This is a genomic window from Verrucomicrobiia bacterium (genome assembly GCA_026414565.1).
Classification (GTDB): domain Bacteria; phylum Verrucomicrobiota; class Verrucomicrobiia; order Limisphaerales; family Fontisphaeraceae; genus Fontisphaera.
Genome location: JAOAIT010000007.1, coordinates 19150 through 40547, shown reverse-complemented (window position 1 = coordinate 40547; position 21398 = coordinate 19150). Strand labels below are relative to the sequence as shown.

The 21398-nt window shown below is 62.9% G+C and carries 12 protein-coding genes; 9 read left to right on the top strand and 3 right to left on the bottom strand.

Annotated features, from left to right (window positions below):
* Positions 1 to 107 precede the first annotated feature (107 nt).
* Complete coding sequence (locus N3J91_00780) at positions 108 to 485, bottom strand: hypothetical protein (protein MCX8154978.1); 378 nt, start codon at positions 483 to 485, stop codon at positions 108 to 110.
* Between the two features lie 240 nt (positions 486 to 725).
* Here N3J91_00780 and aspS point away from each other — a divergent pair, with 240 nt between their 5' ends.
* Together aspS and N3J91_00770 are read left to right on the top strand one after the other, a co-directional pair.
* Positions 726 to 2564 carry an aspartate--tRNA ligase gene (aspS, locus tag N3J91_00775; GenBank protein ID MCX8154977.1) on the top strand — a complete coding sequence of 613 codons (1839 nt, stop codon included), beginning with the start codon at positions 726 to 728 and terminating at the stop codon, positions 2562 to 2564.
* Between the two features lie 641 nt (positions 2565 to 3205).
* A complete protein-coding gene (locus N3J91_00770) occupies positions 3206 to 5179 on the top strand; it encodes an MFS transporter (GenBank protein ID MCX8154976.1) in 1974 nt (657 codons plus the stop codon).
* Positions 5180 to 5198: 19 nt separating this feature from the next.
* Here the strand turns inward: N3J91_00770 and N3J91_00765 are convergent, their stop codons facing one another.
* Complete coding sequence (locus N3J91_00765) at positions 5199 to 6632, bottom strand: Gfo/Idh/MocA family oxidoreductase (GenBank protein ID MCX8154975.1); 1434 nt, start codon at positions 6630 to 6632, stop codon at positions 5199 to 5201.
* 335 nt (positions 6633 to 6967) lie between these two features.
* On the opposite strand from N3J91_00765, the gene N3J91_00760 reads away from it, so the two are divergent.
* From N3J91_00760 to N3J91_00735, 6 genes are all read left to right on the top strand, one after another.
* Complete coding sequence (locus tag N3J91_00760; protein ID MCX8154974.1) at positions 6968 to 9604, top strand: immunoglobulin domain-containing protein; 2637 nt, start codon at positions 6968 to 6970, stop codon at positions 9602 to 9604.
* Positions 9605 to 9734: 130 nt separating this feature from the next.
* Positions 9735 to 9950, top strand: a complete 216-nt coding sequence (rpmI, locus tag N3J91_00755; protein MCX8154973.1) for a 50S ribosomal protein L35 — start codon at positions 9735 to 9737, stop codon at positions 9948 to 9950.
* Positions 9951 to 10005: 55 nt separating this feature from the next.
* Positions 10006 to 10377 (top strand): 50S ribosomal protein L20, encoded by a 372-nt coding sequence (rplT, locus tag N3J91_00750; GenBank protein ID MCX8154972.1) that lies wholly within the window; start codon positions 10006 to 10008, stop codon positions 10375 to 10377.
* A gap of 176 nt (positions 10378 to 10553) precedes the next feature.
* Positions 10554 to 11558: a phenylalanine--tRNA ligase subunit alpha gene (pheS, locus tag N3J91_00745; protein MCX8154971.1), complete on the top strand. Its 1005-nt coding sequence runs from the start codon at positions 10554 to 10556 to the stop codon at positions 11556 to 11558.
* Positions 11559 to 11578: 20 nt separating this feature from the next.
* Entirely contained in the window at positions 11579 to 14047 is a 2469-nt protein-coding gene (gene pheT / locus N3J91_00740) for a phenylalanine--tRNA ligase subunit beta (GenBank protein MCX8154970.1), read from the top strand.
* Between the two features lie 60 nt (positions 14048 to 14107).
* Positions 14108 to 15163 carry an ankyrin repeat domain-containing protein gene (locus N3J91_00735; GenBank protein MCX8154969.1) on the top strand — a complete coding sequence of 352 codons (1056 nt, stop codon included), beginning with the start codon at positions 14108 to 14110 and terminating at the stop codon, positions 15161 to 15163.
* Between the two features lie 143 nt (positions 15164 to 15306).
* Here the strand turns inward: N3J91_00735 and N3J91_00730 are convergent, their stop codons facing one another.
* A complete protein-coding gene (locus tag N3J91_00730; GenBank protein MCX8154968.1) occupies positions 15307 to 16884 on the bottom strand; it encodes a glycoside hydrolase family 5 protein in 1578 nt (525 codons plus the stop codon).
* 146 nt (positions 16885 to 17030) lie between these two features.
* Between N3J91_00730 and N3J91_00725 the strand changes: the two genes are divergently transcribed.
* Entirely contained in the window at positions 17031 to 21347 is a 4317-nt protein-coding gene (locus N3J91_00725; protein ID MCX8154967.1) for a PQQ-binding-like beta-propeller repeat protein, read from the top strand.
* Positions 21348 to 21398: the final 51 nt, after the last annotated feature.

Genomic DNA, 21398 nt, shown 5'->3' with positions numbered 1-21398 from the left:
TGCGCCAGGCCCCCACGGCCCGCTGCTCAGCCACTCAGCCCCAAGAACGCCTCAACGGCCGCAGCGGCGCCGGGCACAAGTTCATTGCCGCGTTTGTCGGCTCCAGCTCAGGGCTCCTCGTACTCAATCATCGCGAGCCGGTCAGGCAGCTCGGTTTCCGCAGGAAGCTGCACCTCCCCGAACGGCGTCTTGAGCGGCAGCTCCAAATCGAGGTAGTGAAAGAAAAAGGCCAGCCGCATGTCACCGCTCCAGAGGTCCGGCCGCTTCATTAGTTCAAAGTCATCCGCCACCACTTTGTCCCCGGACGGACTGAGCAGCTTCTCCAGGTAAGGGCACTGCCAATTATCAGGCGGCTCTCCCGGCACTTCCTGGGTGATGTCCCCGATTTTAAATTTGCCCTGGGCTCCGCGCACCCAAAGCTCAACGAGGTGGACGGGCTGTTCGGCGTCAATGGGATAAACACCGATGATTTCGATTTTTGGCATGGCGTCGAGGGTTGGTTGATGGTTTATGGGAACCGGTTTTTAGTCGCGAACAGCATCGCGCCACCCACACCAGAGTCAAGCGAATATTCCCCCCCGGCGGCCCCGTGGGTCTGCCCCCTCCCCCAAGCTGGGCTGCCCCCTGGCAAACGGAGTTGATTTTTTGTTTTGAAAATTGGCCGCACTCACGCCAGCATCCGGCGTTTTGCAGGTTGCATGGCAAGGCCACGCGACCCCCTGGACATGAAACGGACGCATCATTGTAATGAGCTGCGGCGGGAACACGCCGGGCAAACGGTCACTTTGACGGGCTGGGTCCATTCGCGCCGGGACCTCGGCGGGGTGTTGTTCCTCGACGTGCGGGACCGCGAGGGCCGCACACAGGTGGTGTTTGATCCCTCCGACCTGGCCCCCGCCGTCTTCGAGCAGGCGGCCGCCCTGCGCCCGGAGTCGGTGGTGCTGGTCACCGGCAAGGTGCGTATTCGCCCGGAAGGCACTGCCAACCCCAAAATCGCCACCGGCGAAGTGGAAGTCGTGGCGCGCGAGTTGCAGGTGCTCAATCACACCGAGGTGCTGCCCTTCCCGGTGGACGATCCGGAGGCGGCCTCCAAGGTCAACGAAGAGTTGCGCCTCAAATACCGTTATCTGGATTTACGCCGGCCCGAAATGCTCCGCAACCTGCGCCTGCGCCACAAGGTGGCCACCGCCACCCGGCAGTATTTTGATGAGCAGGGCTTCCTGGAAATCGAAACGCCCATGCTCTTCAAGAGCACGCCGGAGGGGGCCCGGGAGTTTTTGGTGCCCAGCCGCACCAACCCCGGCCAGTTCTATGCCCTGCCGCAGTCCCCGCAGCAGTTCAAGCAAATCCTCATGGTGGCCGGCATCGAGCGCTATTTCCAATTGGCCAAATGCTTCCGGGATGAAGACCTCCGGGCCGACCGCCAGCCCGAATTCACCCAGATTGACCTCGAAATGTCCTTCATCGAACGGGAGGACATTTACGCCCTGATTGAAGGCCTGCTCAAGCGCCTGTGGAAGGTGGCCCTGGGCATGGACATCCCCACCCCCTTCCCCCGCATCCCCTTTGTCGAGGCCCTCAACCGCTGGGGCATTGACAAACCCGATACCCGCTTCGGTTTGGAGCTGGTGGACCTCACCGAAACCTTCCGCGGCAGCAGCTTCAAGGTCTTCAGCCAAGCCGTGGCCGACGGAGGCGTGGTCAAGGCCCTCAACGCCAAAGGGCTGGCCTGTGCCACCCAGGGGCAGATGGACACCTTTACCGAGCTGGCTAAAAGCATGGGGGCCAAGGGGTTGGCGTTCATCAAAGTCGAGGGCGGCGAATGGAAATCACCCATCGTCAAATTCTTCACCCCTGCTGAAAAGGAGGCCCTGCAAAACCGGATGAGCGTGGAGGAAGGCGACCTGCTCCTCTTTGCCGCCGGGCCCTGGCTGACCTCCTGCGAGATTCTGGGCAAGCTGCGCCTCTACGCCGCCGAGCTGCTCAAGTCCATGGGCCGCCTCGCCGTCCCGGCAGACCGTTTTGATTTTCTGTGGGTGGTGGACTTCCCGCTCCTCAGTTTCGACAAGGAGCAAAACCGCTGGTACTCCAGCCATCACCCCTTCACCGCCCCCGTGGCCGAGGACATTCCCCTGCTGAAAACCAATCCCAAGCAGGTGCGCGGTCAGCACTACGACATCGTGGTCAACGGCGTGGAACTGGGCGGCGGCAGCATCCGCATTCATCAGCCTGACGTCCAGAAAACCATTTTCGAGGACATCCTGCAAATCCCGCCCGATATTGCCCAGGCCCGCTTCGGCTACATGCTGGAGGCCTTCCGCTATGGAGCCCCGCCCCACGGCGGCATCGCCCTGGGGTTTGACCGCCTCATTGCCATCTTGTGCGGCACGCCCAGCATCCGGGATGTCATTGCCTTCCCCAAGACCGCCAAGGGCACCTGCTTGATGACCAATTCCCCCAGCGCCGCCGAACCCCGCCAACTGCGGGAACTGCACCTGGAGGTCAAACTGGGCCGGGGACATCATGCGCCCGCCCCCAAACCTCCTCCCGCCGCGCAAGGGTGATAAATTACCAACCACTGGTCAAAACTGTGCCAGCAAATCTTGCCGGCCGCGCCAACCTGACCGTGGCCCCGGCAGCCTCCTACCGCCCAAACCCCTTATTTTTGCGGGTTTAAGGCCCCAAACGCCGCCCGGGCGCTCCTGCTCCTCGGGCCCGTGAGGTCCGGCATGGTTTATGCTTGTTACCACTCGGTAACTTGGTTTATGGTTACTGGACTCACACAGTTGCCGCCAACCGCCGCCGCCCTCATGGCGACGGCAAAACGCCCTCTATACCAATCCCCCTGCGTTGGGTCACACCACCCGGCGCCTTCTTCTTTGGGTGAGTAGTTGTCTGGCGGCCCGGCCGGACACCGGGCCGCCAGTTTTTTTTGCCCGGATGCCTCCGCTGTTCCATTGAACAGCCCCGGCCCCGCCTGCAGGCAACAGACTGGCCCTCTACCCACAGATCGCCCCGCCGCACTGCCATTCCTAAGGGGACCGCGCATGGGCATTCCTGGGGCTCCACACGCGGCCTTCGTCCCAAAGTGCTTGAGGCCACGCTTGACGCGCCGCCCGGCTTTGGCTACCAAAGCGGCACTAACACAGCATAACTCATTCGCCGGCGGGCCGGCCTCTTTTGTCCGCCTGCCGGGGGCAATCGCATGAACACCGAGAAAAAAGGTCTGTTTGTAACTGCCGACGGCAGAAATGTCGCCTTCACCTTCGCGCTGGTCAGCTCGTTGTTTCTCCTGTGGGGCTTCTGCAACGGGATGATTGATGTGATGGACAAGCACTTCCAGAACGAACTGAAGCTCACGCTCAGCCAGTCCGCCTGGGTGCAGTTTGCGCACTACCTGGGTTACTTCATCATGGCGCTGCCCGCGGGCTGGCTGGCCATCCGGCTGGGCTACAAAGGCGGCATTATTGCCGGCCTCCTGATGGTGGCGGTGGGGGGCCTCTGGTTCATCCCGGCCACGCACATTGCCAAGTTCTGGGCCTTCTTGCTGGGGGTTTGCACCATCGCCGCCGGCCTGACCTTTTTGGAAACAGTGGCCAATCCCTACACCACGGTGCTGGGCGACAAACGCTACGCGGCCACCCGCATCAATCTGGCCCAATCCTGCAACGGTGTGGGCTGGATTCTGGGGCCGATTGCCGGCAGTTTATACTTTTACGGCACCGACGAAACCGGGCGCAGCACCGGCGCCGAGACGCTCTGGATACCTTATGCCGGGGTGGCCGTGGTGGTGATCATTCTGGCCGTCATTTTCTATTTCGCCCCCATGCCGGACATCAACACGGAAGACGACTACCATCTGGACGATAAAAACAATGGCGCCGAAGCGGCGGTCAAGCCGGCCTCGCGCGGGCTGGTTTATGGCCTACTGCTCGTCAATGTGGCCATCCTGCTGCTGGTCTTTGGCATGATCTCCTGGTTGATCCTCAGCGCCACCGGCGTGGGTGAATCGCTCAAAGGCCTGGCCTCCGCCCTGCCCCACCCCTCCTCGTTCACCATCAACGCCGATCACGCCCTGACGGTGGTGTTGTTCTGGCTGGGCGTGCTGATTTTTGCCGTGGCCGCCGTGCTCATCGCGCCGCTCACCCGCAAACTTTCCCATCATAGCATCTGGTCCCACCCCCATTTCTCCGGCGCCGTGGCGGCGCAGTTTCTGTATGTGGCCGCCCAGGCCGGCATTTTCAGCTTTTTAATCAACTACGTGACCTCGGAAGTGCCGGATTTGCCCGCCGCGTGGCACCGCGAGAGCACCAAAAAATGGATCGAGGTCAACACCTCCTTCACGCGGGATGACCTGAAGGATCTGCCGGCGCTGGCGGCCCGGTTGAAGGCCAAAAGCGATCCGGTGGCCGCGCTGGTGGCGGAAAAACTATCCTCCGACACCCGGGCGGTGCTGGCGGAGTACATCCCCGGCAAAACCAACCCCAAACTTCTCAGCGTGCCGTTGGTGCAGGATTTGAAAAGCATCGTCCGCGGCACCAACATTTACGATGCAAAAATCTTTGCCGGCGTCTCCCTGAGCGCCGCCACCAAGGAAATGCTGGCGCTGCCGGAGAGGGAGCGCAACACCCCCCTGCTCAACCGCCTGTTGTTGACCGATGGCTTCGCCGGTCTGCTCAACTACACCCCCGGCCGTTACTGCATCAGTGACGCCGGGGCGTCCAACCTGGCCTCCTTCGGCTTCTTCTGCTTCCTGGTGGGCCGCTTCACCGGCGCATGGTTGTTGAAGCGGTTTAGCGCCCACCGGATGCTGGGCTTTTACGGCCTGATGAATGTGCTGGTCTGCCTGCTGGTGTTCTTCAAGCTCGGCTGGCTCTCCGTGGTATGCGTGTTTCTGAGCTACTTCTTCATGTCCATCATGTTCCCCACCATTTTCGCGCTGGGCATTTTCGGGCTGGGCGTGCGCGCCAAAAAAGCCTCGGCCTACATCGTCATGGCCATCATGGGCGGCGCCATTCTGCCCAAGCTGATGGGGTATGTGGCCGACCAGACCAACATGTCCCGCGGCTTCATTGTGCCGATGGCCTGCTTTGTGGCCATCGCCCTCTATGGCTTCTTCTGGAGCCGCCTCAGTCAGGCCGAGTCCCTCCACGGCCTCAAAACCAGCGGGGGGCATTAAGCCCAACCGGCGGCGCCAGCTACACCTTTTCCGGCACGACGTAGGGTGCGCGATACTCGCGGGTCAACAGGCGGTCAGCCTCCGGGCTGCCTATAAATCTCTCTTTTTGCGGATCGAAGTTGAGTTTTGGCCCCACCCACAACGTGGCCTTCTCCGGCTCCACGCCGATCGCCCTCGTGTTTTCCAGCACCGTCATGATGCTCTCGCCCACAACTTCGTTGTCGCTGAAATCCTTGGGCTTCTCAAACGGCCGCTCCTTGGCCAGGCGATAGGAGATGTTGCCCAAATGGCAGCAGGCGCTCGAAAAATGGCCTTCCAGAATGTCCGCATGCAGTTTCTCGCGGTTGCGGCTGCGCACGCACTCAAGGAAATTGGCAAAGATATTGCCCGACCGTGACGGCGCATCCACCTTGGCCAGGGGTTCCCCCTCGGTCTTGCCCTTGGGGAAAAACTTGCCGTCCTTGACCACCCCGGCCTCGAAGAAATATTCATTGGCCACTTTGTTGGGATATTCCTTGAGCTTGCCCACCAGGCCGCGCGTTTCAAACAAAAGCAGCGTGCCATCAAAATCCAGCACCGTCACCATTTGATTGGGGGTCTGCCCCTGATCTTTGTGCCCTTCGCCCTCCACGTAGCGCCCGCCCAGGCTGATGACCGAGCGCGGCAGCGTGCCCCCAATAACCCAGCGCGCCACGTCCATCTCGTGCACGCCCTGGTTGCCAATGTCGCCGTTGCCGAAATCCCAGAACCAATGCCAGTTGTAATGCACCAGGTTGCGGTGAAACGGCTGCCGGGGGGCGGGCCCCAGCCAGAGATCAAAATCCAGGCCCGCCGGCGGCTCCTCCACCGGCTTGAAGCCGATGCTCCAGCGCGGTTTGCAACAATACCCCTTGGCCACCAGCAGCCTGCCATACACCCCGCTTTTGGCCAGCGCCACCATGCGCACATCCCCGCCGGCACGCCGCTGCGTGCCATGCTGCACAATGCGGTTGTACTTGCGCGCCGCCGCCACACACTGGCGCCCCTCGAACACGTTATGACTGCAGGGCTTTTCCACATACACATCCTTGCCGGCCTGACAGGCCCAAAGGGTGGCCAGCGCATGCCAGTGATTGGTGGTGGCGATGGACACCACATCAATCTCCCGGCTCTCCAACATCTTGCGCAAATCCTGATATTTCTGCACCCCCTCCAGCTTCTGCGCCCGCGCCTCCAGCACTTTCAAATCCACATCGCACAGGGCCACCACGCGCACCCCGGGCAGTTTGTTGAATTCACTGATGTGACTGGCGCCGCGGCCATTCAGGCCGACGACAGCCACCCGGATGGTTTCGTTGGCGCCGGCGGCCTGCGCATAAATACGTGGCGCAAGCCACACACCCGCCGCGCCCAGGGCGGCAGTTTTTAGAAAGGCACGACGCGAGGAAGACGAGGTCTGTAACATGGCTTTCATGCCCTCACTCTAATCCGCACCAGCCTCCAAGCAATGCCAAAACGAGCAGGGCTCCCGGCGCCACGGCACTGGTGCCCTCCTTTCCCTGGAGATTGTCTTGCAACAAAACTCTACGCCACCTTCTTTAACCTGAAGAAGCCGAAGCTTGGGGAGGCACACCCCCGTTTGGGTATGCATCAAGCGTCACCGCCGGGAGGCACGCTTTGCACCGTTCATGCTTGACAAATTAGAAATAATTTGTCTCACCTTGTCACAACCAAAACCAGAAGCTTATGAAGAGGGCCAGCGTTTTTAACTCTGACGGTCGTTCCATCGGTTCACCTTGGGATGCTTTATTGCAAATCTCAGCCCTCATAGCCCTGACCACCGCCTGGCTGGGGGGCATGGCCATGAATGCCCGCGCCCAGGAACGGACAGCCAGTTATTACCACCATTCGCTGAGTTTGCTGCTGGAACCAGGTAACAGCCCAAACGGCCAGCGCTATTACTTCAGCACCTACGACGGGCGAGACACTTGGGCCCGGCAGGAAAACAATAAATACAGTGGGGAGATCAAGCCCTCCTCCATGTATTCCCAAACTTACCTCAGTGACTACGATGCCTATTATGTGCCGCAAAGCCGTTATTATGGATATGGCACCTTAACCCTCACCGTGCCTTCCACCGACTCTGACCAGGACGATTTGCCTGATTTCATTGACATCCGCAAATCCGCCTCCCTGACGCTTTCCGGCACGGTGCGCGAGACCCAGGTGGGCGTGGGCACCATGACGGCCAGTGTCAGTGGAGCCATCAATCGCTCCGCCAACTCCTATCGGGGCTCCTACAGCGTGACTTCCTCCGAAGGGGTTAGCGTGAGCGGCGCCTTCAACAGCGTCGGCACCCTGGGGACGATTCGCTATAACCTCAACAACCGCACCGTATTCATCTCCGGGGTGCAATTTGACGGCGCCTTGACCGTCAGCGGCACGGCCACGTACCAGATTGTTAATGCCAATCAGCTCACCGTCTCCTCCTTTCAAATGACCAACAGCACCGGACGATCCGTCACGGTTTACGGCTTCACTCTATCCCGGCGCGGCAACACTTACTACGGGCGCTTCACCATGAGCGATGGCAATACGGCTACCTCCTGGGTGGATTACGAATACAACCATTTGCTCATCATTGACAACAATGACACCGACGGCGATGGCATTCCGGATTTATCAGACACCACCAGTGCCAGCCCTCCCCTGATCACCCAGGCGCCGCAAAGCCAGACTGTGGCCGCCGGCCAGGCCGTGACCTTCAGCGTCCAGGTCAGCGGCAGCGGAACCTTGAATTATCAATGGTTCAAGGATGGTGTGCCCATTGCCGGCGCCGTAACCAGCACGTACAGCATCGCTTCGGCCACCCCGGCGCACCAGGGCAACTACACCGTGCAGGTGAGCAATGCCGGTGGCTCCGTGACCAGCGCCGCCGCAACGCTCACCGTCTTGACCCCGCCGCGATTGGAACAGTCCTTGCAAAATCTGACGGTGGACCTGGGACAGCCGGCCACGTTTTCCATCACGGCCAGCGGTTCCTCCCCGTTAAGTTACCAGTGGTTCAAGGATGGGGCTCCCATCACCGGCGCCACGTCAGCCAGTTATCAGATCGCGGCCGTGCGTCTGGAGGACGGCGGCCGGTACAGCGTGCGCGTGAGCAACGCCGCAGGCACCGTTCAATCCGGTGAGGCCTTGCTCATTGTGCGGGCGCCGCCGGTGTTTGCGAGCCAGCCCCAGTCCGCCTCCCTGGTGCGAGGGATGCCCCTCCAGTTGCAGTCCTCGGTGCAGGGCGGCCTGCCTTTGTCTTATTTTTGGTACAAAAACGGCGCCCTCCTGCCGGGTGTCCATACCTCCACCTATTCTGTGGCGGCGGTGGATTTGCCCCATGCAGGCGCCTATTATCTGGTGGCCAGCAATCAATTCGGCAAAGCCACCAGCCAGGTGGCCCAAATCACCGTGCTCGAGTATGGCAGCCTTTCCCGGTTCGTCGTGGAGCTGGGCAACCCTAACGCCTACGTCGGCGAACCCCTCGGAGTGCGCGTCATCGCGCTGGATTCCTGGAACAACCGGGTGATGAATTTTGAAGGCTCGGCCACCTTCAGCGTGCACGGTTACACCCAGGTGAGCACCAACCTGCTGGGGCAGCCGCAACATTCCGGCGCCCTGAACGCCTCCGGGCTGACGCTGGGCTACGCCTTCACCCCCACCAACAATCTCCAGGTAAGCCATGTCCGCCATTATTGCGGCACCCAGGTTTCACTCTGGGATCAGCAGGGCAACCTGCTGTTCTCCCAGCCGGTGACCAGTCAGAACGGCACCTGGAGGGAAACCGCCCTGGCCCAACCCGTCTGGCTCACCGCGGGCCAGACTTACCGTGTCGGAGTTTATATCACCTCCGGTCAGGGCTATTACCGCTCAGACCTTCCCGCCAGCTTTGCGTTTGGCACCATCCAGGCCGCCTACCTGGGCAATGGAAATGTTTTCCCCACCACCGCCGCCAGCAACCTCAAGTGGCCGCTGGTGGACCTGGTGGTAACCGGCGAAAAACTCTCCACCTTGCCCGCCAACCTGAATTTCCCGGCACAGTTTTCCAAGGGATTGGCCGTGGGCACTGTTACCGTGGGCCGGCCCGCCAGTGCCGCGCAAATCCGCGTCGCTGATGGCGCAGCCCACGAGGGCTTCAGCCCCCTGTTCAGTGTGCGCACCGCGCTGCGTTTGCATTCGCCCTCAGACCTGGCGGAGCGCCAGCAAATCCGCACGCACGGCTTTCGCCTGCGGCTGGCCCTCGCCCCCAACAAAACCTACACCCTGCAATATTCCGAGGATTTGGTGCGATGGCAGACCTGGACCAACTTCACCGCCACCACCGATTCCACCGAGCTTCTCGACACTGCCGCGCCCGGCCGGCCACGGCGCTTTTATCGAGCGTTGACCCAGGAATAAAACGGCCCCCTTTACCCATCTTTAAGGCGGGAGTTTGAGGCCCGGCCAAAAATCTCCAAATAACACTTGCCAGCTTCTCCGCGGGTGCGTATATTCCCCGCTCTTTTATTGGTACGAAAGAGAGCCTGTTATGCGTCGTCCAAAAGGCATAAAGACCAAGAAATCCGTGGCCAAGCGGTTCAAGATTACGGCCACCGGCAAGGTGTTGCGTGCGCGCGCCGGGCGCCGGCACCTGCTGCAAACCAAAAGCCCCAAACGCCGGCGGATGCTTGGCAAGCCTGCGGTGGTGCCGCCGACCGATGCCCACCGCGTTCTGGCCAGCCTGCCCTTTGATCACCGGGGTTGACCGGCCAAAGGACGGCCAAGCCATGCTGCAATCCTGATTTACTGATTCGATCGCTATGCGTGCAACGAATGCTCCAGCCTCCCGGAAGCGCCGTTCCCGCATGCTGCAAGCCGCCAAAGGCTTCCGCATGCGGCGCTCCAAACTTTATCGTTACGCCTCCGACGCCGTGGACCACGGCCGGCAATACGCCTACCGTGACCGCCGCCGCAAGAAACGCGAGTTCCGCTACCTGTGGCAAATCCGCATCAACGCGGCGGCCCGCGCCGCCGGCCTCACCTATGCCCGTTTCATGGAGGGCCTGAAAGCCGCCAAGGTGGCTCTGGATCGCAAGATCATCGCCGACCTGGCGGCCACCGATGCGGCCGCCTTCAATGAACTGGTCACCACCGCCCGCGCGGCCCTTCAGGCCAAGGGCGTCAAAGGTTGATTCAGCCCCCGCTTTCCGCGGCCGGCATCGCGCCGCGTGCCCAACGGGCGCCCCCACCGGGACGCCCGTTTTGCCATTTGTAAAGGCAACGGCGCCAGAGGAACCACGGTCTTGACCCGGAACATCTTTTTCCTGTCCAAACCTGATTTTTTGGCGCATAACGCGCAGGCTGACTTATGGGTTTAATGGATGACATCGCACCACTAAAAGCGGCCGCCCTGGCGGATTTTGCGGCGGCCCCCAATCTGGCGGCTCTCGAGCAGGCCAAAGGCGCTTATCTGGGCGCCCAGGGCCGCTTCACCGCGCTGATGAAGCAACTCGGCACGCTGCCCAAGGAGCAAAAACCCGCCGCCGGCAAGGCCATCAATGAGGCCAAGGCCGAGCTGGAAGCCGCCCTGGCCGCCCGCCGCAGCGAACTGGAACTCCAGGCCGCCCTGCCCAAAGAACCCACCGATCTCACCCTGCCTGGACGCCGGCGCCCCCTGGGCCGGTTGCATCCGCTGACCCAGGTCACCGAGGACATCGTCCGCAGCTTCCGCAAGCTGGGCTTTGTGGTGGCCGATGGCCCCGAGGTGGAAGATGATTACCACTGCTTTGACGCCCTGAACACGCCGGCCGATCACCCGGCGCGCGACACGCAGGACACGTTTTACCTGGAAGCCCACGGGCGGCCGCTGCTGCGCACGCACACCTCCTCGGTGCAAATCCGGGTCATGGAAAAAATGCCCCCGCCCATCCGCATCGTTGTGCCAGGCCGGGTGTACCGCCGGGACAACGCGGATGCGACGCACAACCCGACCTTCCATCAAATCGAGGGCTTGTACGTGGACCGGGGCGTGACGGTGGGCGACTTGAAGGGCACCGTCGAGTTTGTCTTCCGCGAAGTGCTGGGCGACGATGTCAAAATCCGCTTCCGCCCGCACTATTTCAGCTACACCGAACCGAGCTTCGAGATTGATTTCAGCAACGCGCTGGTCAAACGCATGGGCAAGGACTGGCTGGAAATCGCCGGCTGCGGCATGGTGCATCCGCAGGTGTTTGAAAACGTGGGCTATGACGCCGAAGAATGGACCGGCTGGGCCTTCGGCTTCGGCATTGAACGCATCGCCATGCTCCGCTACGGCATCACCGACATCCGCCTTTTCTACGAAAACGATCTGCGCTTCCTGCGCCAGTTCTAAACCCGCTGTTCTATTCTCTCATGAAACTGACCTACCACTGGCTCAAACAGTACGTGGATTTTGACTGGTCGCCCGAGGAGCTGGCCGAGCGCCTCACCATGCTCGGCCTGGAGGTCGAGGGCATCGAGAAAATCGGGGGGGAATTCGAGGGCATCGTGGTGGCCCAGGTCATCACGCGCGAAAAACACCCCAACGCCGACAAGCTCAGCGTGTGCCGCGTGCACGACGGCCGGGGCGAGCGCCAGATCGTCTGCGGCGCGCAAAACTTCCAGCCCGGTGACAAAGTGCCGCTCATTCTGCCCGGCCACACCCTCCCCGCCAAACCGGGTCAGGAGCCGTTCACCATCAAAGTGGGCAAAATCCGCGGCGTGGAATCGCACGGCATGATGTGCTCCCCCAGCGAGCTGGGCCTGGCTGAGGAGTCCGAGGGGCTGCTCATCCTGCGCCCCGATGCCCAAGTGGGCCAGCCGTTTGCCGAGTACCTGGGCCGCGCCCGCGGGGATGTGGTTTATGACCTCGAAACCACCCCCAACCGCCCGGATTGGAACAGTGTCCTGGGCATCGCCCGCGAAATCAGCGCGCTCACCGGCAACCCCCTCCGCCTCCCATCCATCCCGGAGCTGCCGGAGGACGCCGCCCAGCCGGCGGACGCGCTGGTCAGCGTCACGCTTGCCGACCCCGAGCTTTGTCCGCGCTACACCGCCCGCGTCATTCTCGGCGTCAAGATCGGCCCCAGTCCTGACTGGCTCCGCCATACCTTGGAAAAAGTGGGGCTGCGCAGCATCAACAACGTGGTGGACGTGACCAATTATGTCATGCTCGAAACCGGCCAGCCGCTCCACGCCTTCGATTATCACCTGCTGGCCAGGGATGCGCAGGGCAAACCCGCCATCATCGTCCGCCGCGCGGCCGAGGGGGAAAAGTTTATCACCCTCGACGGCCAGGAACACACCCTGACCACCGAAAACCTGCTGATTGCGGACCCGGCCAAAGGCATCGCTCTGGCCGGCGTCATGGGCGGGCAAAATACCGAAATTAACGACCAGACCGTGGATGTGCTCCTCGAAAGCGCGTATTTCCACCCCACCAACATCCGCCGCACCGCCAAGAAACTGGGGCTGCGCACCGATGCCTCCTACCGCTTTGAACGCGGAGCCGATATTGGCATCACCGATTACGCCAGCCGCCGCGCCGCGCAGCTCATGCTGGAAACCGCCGGCGGCCGCCTCGCCCGGGGCGTGGTGGATGCCTACCCCCAGCCCGCCGCGCCGCGCAGCATCAGCCTGCGCCCGGAAAAAGTCCGCGCCCTGCTGGGCGTGGACATCCCGCGCGAAACCTGCGAAAGCCTGCTCGTCGGCCTGGGCCTGAAAGTATCCCGCCGCGTGCCCACGCCCGTGGATGCTCCCCCGCCTGCGCCGCTGCCGCCGCTGGTATTTCAAATCCCCTCCTTCCGCGTGGACTTGAAACGGGAGGTGGATTTGATCGAGGAGATCGCGCGCTTGTACGGCGTGGAAAAAATCCCCGCCACCCCGCCGCGCGGTGCCCTGGGAACCCACCCCTTTGACCGCCGCCACGACGAGCTGGGCGAGATCCGCCGTCTGCTCACCGGCCTGGGCCTGCACGAGGCCCAGGGCCAGACCTTGCTGGGCGAAACCGAATGCCACGGCGTGGATCCCGCGCGGCTGGTGCGGCTCGCCAATCCGCTGAGCAGCGACATGAACGCCCTGCGCCCCTCCCTGCTGCCCGGGCTGATTCATGCCTTCCAACACAACGTCAACCGCAAGACCCCCGATGTGGCTCTCTTTGAGATCGGCCGCGTCTTTGAGTTGCGCCACGGCAAAATCCACGAAGAATGGCGGGTGGCAGTGGCGCTGACCGGCCAGCGCTCCCCGCGCTTCTGGGAAGGGCCGGAGCGCGAAGCCCAGGCAGACCTATTCGACTTGAAGGGTCTGCTCGAAGAGTTCTTTGAGCACCTGGGCCTGCGCGCCGTGGCTTTTGCGCGGCGCGCCAACCCCACCGCCCTGTGGGTGGAATCGGCCGAGGTGCTCCTGGGCGGCAAGGTGCCGCTGGGTGAAATGGGCTGGCTCCACCCCGTGGTGGCCCGCCGCTACGATGTCCGTCAGCCGGTGCTCCTGGCCGAGCTGCAAGTGGATGAACTGCTGGGCCGCCGCAACGCCGACAAACAATTCAAACCCCTCCCGGCCTTCCCCAGCGTGCGCCGTGACCTGGCCTTCCTGGCCCCGGTGGAGCTGGCGCATGCCGCCGTTCTGGACGCCGTGCGCAAGGCGAAAACCCCGCACCTGGAGGCGGTGGAGCTGTTTGACGTGTACCGCGGCGCCCACCTGCCCGCGGGCCAGAAAAGCATGGCCTACTCCTTTACCTATCGGCATCCCGAGCGCACCCTCACCGATGCCGAAGTCAACGCCGCCCAGGAAAAACTGGTGGCGCACTTGAAGCAGACCCTGGGCATCACTGTCCGGGACAGCTAAGGATTTGACTTTGAACCGGCCCCCCGCCGGGCACGTCCAATGAACAACAACATGAAAGGCATGACCAAAAACCTGTGGGCCACGGCCCTGGCCCTCCTGCTCGCCTGCGGGCCGGCCGGCTTTCCTGTGCGCGCGGGCGACCTCCACGATGCCGCCGGCGCCAATGACGTGGACAAGGTCAAAGCGCTCCTGGCCGCCAATCCCGAGCTGGTCAATGACCGCGAGGAAGACGGCGCCACCCCCCTCCATGTGGCCGCCCGCCTGGGGCATGTCAAGGTGGTGGAAGCCCTGCTCGCCGCCAAGGCCGACATCAGCGCCACCAACCGCGTCGGCCTGACCCCCCTGCAAATGGCGCGCATTCGCGGCCATCAAAAGGTGGTGGACCTGCTGCTGGCCAGCAATCCCAAGGCGGAAGACAAACTGGCCACCCTCCGCGATTTGCTCTTTGACACCCTGGCGCAGGGGCAAACCGAAAAAGCCAAGGCCATCATCAAGGACAATCCCGGCCTGGACCTCGTCAATGCCAAAGACCGCCTGGACAACATGGCCATCCACGTGGCCGCGCTCAATGGCAACGTGGAAATGATGCAATTCCTGGTGGAGCACAAATCGCCCGTCAACCCGCGCAACAAGGAGGGCAACACCCCGCTGCATGCCGCCGCCTTTTCCGGGCGCAAGGAGCCGGTGGAGTTTTTGCTCAAACAGGATGTGCCGGTGGATGTGACGAACGACGCCGGTCTGACAGCCCTCCACCTCGCCTGCGACCGCAGCACCGTGGAAACCGTGGAATTCCTGCTGGACAACAAGGCCGATGTCAACGCCCGCTCCAAGGCCGGCGTGACCCCGCTGCTGGTGGCCTGCGACCGCGGCCGGGTGGACATCGCCAAGGTGCTCCTGGACCGCAAGGCACAAATCAATGTGCAGGGCGATAAAAACGCCACCCCGCTGCATTTCGCCGTGCGCAACGGCGACCGCATGCTCGTGGAGCTGCTCCTCACCTACAAGCCCGACCTGACCGCCAAGACCATTGACGGTTTGACCCCCCTGGCCCTGGCGGAAAAACAGGGCTTTGTCGGCATCGCCGAAATGCTCCGCAAGGCTGGCGCCAAAGAATAGGCTCAGGCAACCGGCGGCGGGGCGATTCAACCGCCCGCGCCAGCATGCCCTCCGGCTTCCGGCCCGACTCCAATCTCCAGCGGGCAATGGCAGCCCGGATTTTGGGGATTCCCACTCCTATCAACCCTTGGCGTTGCCGCTCCTCATTTACCCGCCCACGCCGGCTTGCGGTTTTTTGCAAACCACTCCATCAATAACTTCTGGCGTTCTGTAGGCTGGGCGGCGGGACGGGTATTGGCGCGGTTTTCATCATGCTCCACGCTCCAGCCCTGCCACTCTCGAAAGGCATGGTAACTCCAGTCCCAGCCGTGCTTTTCAAAAATCTCAATCACATCTTTCAGATAACGATAGGCGCTCCCCTCGGGCGCCCACCGGATCGCGCTGAATTCGCCGATGTAAATGTGCACATTGTATCGCCGCTGGAAGTCAATCACCGGCTGCAGGGCGGCCTCCAGTTGGCGCGCATCCCAGTACTTGCCCTCGGCCTGGCCCGGATACAGGATCGGCTCGCTGGGACCGTGGACGTTTTGGTGGGTGAATCGGTGCGGAATGTACATGTGCACGCTGTACACGATGTTTGACAACGGCAATGGCACAAAATCCGCCAGCCCTTGCGGGCCGCCCCATGGCGAGGGCTCGACGATGATCGTGCGCCGGGGATCTTCCGCGCGGATGGCCCGCGCCGCCCGCTCCGCCAGCGCAGCCCAGTCGTCACGCCCCTCCTCGACATAATCCTCCACCGGCTCATTCACCAGATCAAATCCCCAAATGACATCCACCCCCTTGTAGCGCCGCGCCGTGCGCTGCCAGAACTCGACAAACTTGTCCTGCGCCGCGCGCTCGGTGAACAGCCGATGATCCGAGCCTATGTACCCCCCGGCGGTGGCCCGGCCGCCGGGCGGTGAATGCAAATCCAGCACCACATACAGCCCGTACTTCCGGCACAATGGCAGCGCGGCGTCCAGTTTCTTCAATTCCCCCTCGGCCCATGCGTCAAAATCCTGGACTTCGTTGACCTGCCCGGAACGGCCTGACCGGATGAGCTGCCAGCGGATGAGGTTGGCATTCCATGCCTGGCCCAAGGTGCGCAAACCCTCCTCGTTGATGTTGGGATGAATCATTGCGCCCCGCAACCGGGGCAAATCGTGGCCCCTGTACATCGGGCCGGGAAATGGCGGCGGCAGTTGGGCGGGCAGGGTTTTGGCCACGCTCACCCCCACGTCATCCAACCACACCTTGCCCGCCACACGCTCCATCCCCAGCACCAGCCACACCTGCGTGGCGTTGGCGGGAATGCGGGCGGTCATGGACACCCGCCGCCAGTCAAACGTCCCCGTCTCCACGCTGGCCTGCGGCCATTGATTGCCGGCAGGCGACTCAATGGCGAGCATGAGTTTGATGCCATTCCAGGGGTTGGGCTTGGGCGTCACCCCCTCGGCTTTCACCTGCGCGCTGACGCGCAGCACCGTCCCCCGCACCTTCTCCAAAGGCAGGGCCAGCCGCGCTGTAACCGACTGATTGGTCAGCCCCGGCGCCTGCTGAAACAACGCCGCCCGGCCCCCCTGGTATCCGGCATCGCTCTCCCAACGTCCCTGCCAGCCTTGCAGGCTGGCCGGGGTTTCAAAATCGTTCGTATAAACCACCTCGCCCCGGACGGGTGCCGCCGGAAGGGCACTCCAGGGCAGGGCGAGAACCACCATGCCAATCCACAAAAGACGCATAACCTTTAGACTGAACCAAGCCCCCGCTTTATCAAACCTTTTTGCCCGGCCTGCCCGGGCGGGCGCCGGGGAAAGCCGCAGAGTGCAAGAGCTGGCCACTTTTCCGCGTTGCCAAATCCCCCGGGCTGGTATTCATTTTCCACAGCATGAAAGCTCTCGCCATGGCGGCGTTGGCCGCCATCTTAATGCTGGGTGGCGTTCTCCCCGTCACCTCCGCCAACTGGCCACAGTGGCGCTACGACGCCGGCCGCACCGCCGATTCCCCCGAGCGCCTGGGCACCAACCTCACCTTGCGCTGGGCGTGGCAGTTTCCCCCACGCACGCCCACTTGGGAAGACCCGCTCAATCAAGACTTGATGCCCTTTGACGTGGTGTTCGAGCCGATTGTTGTGGGCCAGCACCTCATAGTGGGGTTTAATGATCGCGACCGGGTCATCGGCGTGGACATCCGCACCGGCCAGCAGGCCTGGGTCTTCTACACCGAGGGCCCCGTGCGCCTCCCGCCCGCCGCCCAAAACGGCAAGGTTTATGTGGTCAGCGACGACGGCTGGCTTTACTGCATCAGTGCCGCCGAGGGCAAACTCCACTGGAAGTTTCGCGGCGGCCCCTCCCCCCGCAAAGCCTTGGGCAACAGCCGCCTGGTTTCGGCCTGGCCCGCCCGGGGCGGGCCGGTGATTCGCGACAATGTGGTGTACTTCGCGGCCAGCATCTGGCCGTTCATGGGGGTGTTCATTTACGCCCTGGAGGCCGAAACCGGCGAGGTGCGCTGGGTCAATGACAGCAATGGCCCAATGTACATGAAACAACCGCACGCCGCCCCCGCCTTCGGGGGGGTGGCCCCCCAGGGCGCGCTGGTGGCCACCGCCAAACACCTGCTCGTGCCCGGCGGCCGCTCGGTGCCGGCAGTGTTCGACCGCCAGTCCGGGGATTTCCTTTACTACCATCTCACCGAATCGGGCAAGGGCACCGGCGGCTCGCTCGTGCTGGCCAATGACCAGGAGTTTTTTGTGCACACCCGCAAACGCGGCACCCGCGCCCACGAGCTGGCCACCGGCAAACGCTCCAGTTTCATCCTCAATGAGCCGGTCCTCGGCCGCGGCCATTATTACACCGCCAGCGATTATCCCAGCAACCTCATGGCCGTGGTCACCGCCGAGCAAAACCTCGAAGCGGCCGAATACAACGCCATCAAGGCCCGCAAGGATTTTGAAGATGCCCTGGAAACCGGGGACCGCATGGCCATCCGCTCGGCCAGCAACACCCTGGCCAGCATGGAACGCCGCCTGGGCCGCGCCATTACCAACCTGGCCCATGCCCGCACCAATCTCCCCGCCGGCTCCATCCCCAAGGTCATCCAGGCGTGGCGCGCGGACAATAAAACCCTGGTCTGGGAAATTGAAGCCGATGGCTCCGGCGATTTGATTCGCGCCGGCGGCGTGCTCTACGCCGCAGGCTCCAACCAGCTCCAGGCCATTGCGCCGCCGGCAGGACGCAATCCCGCCCGGGTCATCTGGTCCCATCCCGTCACCAATCAAATCCGCCGTCTGCTGGCCGCCCAGGGCATGTTGTTTGCCGTGGGGCTGGAGGGGCACATCCTCGCTTTTGGCACCGGCGGTGGCCCCCCGCAAATCCTGCACGAAACCCCTGAGCTCCTCACCCTGACACCGGAAGCCGTGGCCCGGGCCAAAAGCATCCTGGAACGCACCGGTATCAAGGATGGCTACGCCTTTTACCTGGGGCTGGCGCAGCCGGATGTGCCTGCCGCCCTGGCGGCCGCCTCTGAATTGCATGTGATTGTGGTGGACTCCGACACCAACAAAGTCGAACAGCTCCGCCGCCAGTGGGACAAAGCCGGCTGGCTGGGCAAACGCCTGGCCCTCGTGGCCGCCGACCCCCTCAACTTCGGCGCCCCACCCTACATCGCCAACCTCGTGGTGGTGGAGCCTGCTCTCGCCCAACAACTGGCCCGCACGGCCACCCCGGCGGTGAATGCGGAGGTGGCGGGTGTGCTCAGCGGCGGCCTGGCCCTGGGAGCCGCCACCCCCTGTGATCTGGCCAAAGTTTATGATTCCGTGCGTCCCTACGGCGGCATCCTCTGGCTCAGCGGCGCGGCTCCCCTGGCCGGGACCGTCCGCACCGCCGCCCTCAGCCAGGCCGTCCTCCGCGCCGAAGGAGAAGACCTTTGCCTGGTGCGTGAAGGGCCGCTGCCCGGCTCGGCGGATTGGACCCACCAATATGGTGATGTGGCCAACTCGGTGAAATCCGACGACAAGACCGTCCGCCTGCCAGTGGGTGTCTTATGGTTTGGCGGCAACACCCACCTGGATGTGCTGCCCCGCCACGGCCACGGGCCTTCGCAACAGGTGGCCGGAGGACGCCTGTTTATCGAGGGCATGGACTGCATCAGCGCCCGTGACGTCTATACCGGGCGGCGTCTCTGGAAAACCGTCATCCCGGGACTGGATACCTCGGGTATTTATTATGACGAAACACTCAAAGACGATCCCTTCACCACCCTTTACAACCAACGGCACATCCCTGGCGCCAATGCCCGCGGAGCCAACTTTGTCGTGACGGCCGACCGGGTCTATGTGGCGGTAAGCAATCACTGCACCGTGCTCGATGCCGCCACCGGCCAAATTCTGCAGGACATCCCCATGCCCGGACTGCGCGGCCAGAAGAGCGGCCAATGGACCTACATCGGCGTTTATGAGGACATCCTCCTCGGCGGCACGGATTTCGCGCTGTTCAATCGCCGCTTTGGCGGCCCGCGGCTCTCCTGGCCGCCGCCCCCCACGGACCTCGCCGCCTGCCAGGGATTGACCGCCTTTGACCGCCACACCGGCAAGGTGTTGTGGCAGGTGGAAGCCAAATACAGCTTCATCCACAACGGCATCGTGGCCGGCAAAGGCAAAGTGTATTGCCTGGACCGCTGGCCCAAGAGTGTCGAGGCCAGACTCCGCGCCCAACAACAACCGGTGCCGGCCAGTTACCGCATCGTGGCCTTTGACCTCCGCACCGGCCAGATGGCCTGGGAGCAGGATGACATCGTTTCCTGCTCGTGGCTGGCCTATAGCAAAAGCGAGGATTTGCTGCTGTTGGCGGGGGCCAAAGCCACTGACCGCCTCCGGGACGAGACCAGCTCCAGCATGCAAGTACTGCAGGCCGCCGACGGCAAATCCCTGTGGGCGCGCCGCAATGACTTCCCCCACAACGGCCCGTGCGTGCTGTACCACGATCTCATCATTACCACGCCGGTCTCTTATCAAACCAGCGCCGGCGCCTACCGCCTGCGCGATGGCAAGCCGCACGAAATCCTCAATCCCCTCACCGGCCTGCCCCAGCCTTGGAAGGTTTATCGCACCTACGGCTGCAATACCCCCATCGCCGGCGAATACCTGATGACCTTCCGCAGCGGCGCGGCTGGTTTCTATGACCTGGAGCGCCACAGCGGCCTGGGCAACTGGGGCGGCTTCAAATCTGGCTGCAGCGCCAACCTCATCATCGCCAACGGGGTGGTCAACGCCCCGGACTACACCCGCACCTGCAGTTGCCCCTACCAAAACCAAACCTCCCTGGCCCTCGTGCCCATGCCCGAATTGGAGGTTTGGACCTGCAACCTCTCCGGGCTTACCCTGACCAACAGCGTGCGCATCGCCCGCCTGGGCCTCAATCTCGGCGCCCCCGGCGACCGCCTGGCCGAAGACGGTACCTTGTGGCTGGAATACCCCCCCACCAGCGAGCTTTCCCCGAAAGTCCTGGTCTCTTTTAACGGCGCGGGCGTCACCAACGTCTTCACCAACGCCCCCGTTTTCCGCCGCCACGTCAGCAGCGTGAGCGGCAACAGTCATCCCTATGTGTTTGCTTCGGGGCTGCGCGAAGTCGAATCGCTGGTCATCACCCCCCAAACCGTCCCCGCCCGCCTGCCCGCCCGGCCCTCGAGCAGTGAGGATGACGATGACGACGATGACCCCACGCGCGGCAGCGGCGCCAGCACCAATCAAACGGGCCTTACGCCCCCCAACAACTCAACTTCGGACACCAACAACCCCGCCCTCGCTTCCGCCGCAACCAATCGGCCCCCCGGCTTTCGTCCGCCCGGCCCGCCGCCGCCCGGACGTTTCCGCCCCGGCAGCCGCAGCAGCAGCACCAATGCCCCCGCTCAAATCCACTCCAGCGCGGATTTGCCCGAGCTGGAGCCGGTCCGTTACACAGTCCGCCTGTATTTCTCGGAGCCCGATGAAATCGCCGTAGGACAGCGGGTCTTCGACATCGAAATCCAGGGGCAGAAAGTCCTGGAAAAACTGGACCTCATCCAGGAAACCGGCGAGCCGTTCCGCGGAGTAGTCAAGGAGTTCAAGGGCATTTCCGTCACCAAGGACCTGGCCATTCATCTGCGTCCCGCGCCCGGCTCCCCGCTCAAGCCCGTGCTTTCCGGCGTTGAATTATTGCAGGAAAACTGACAAAAACCTTCCGTGTTTTCGGCAAGCACCAGACGGCCACCACCGCGGCAG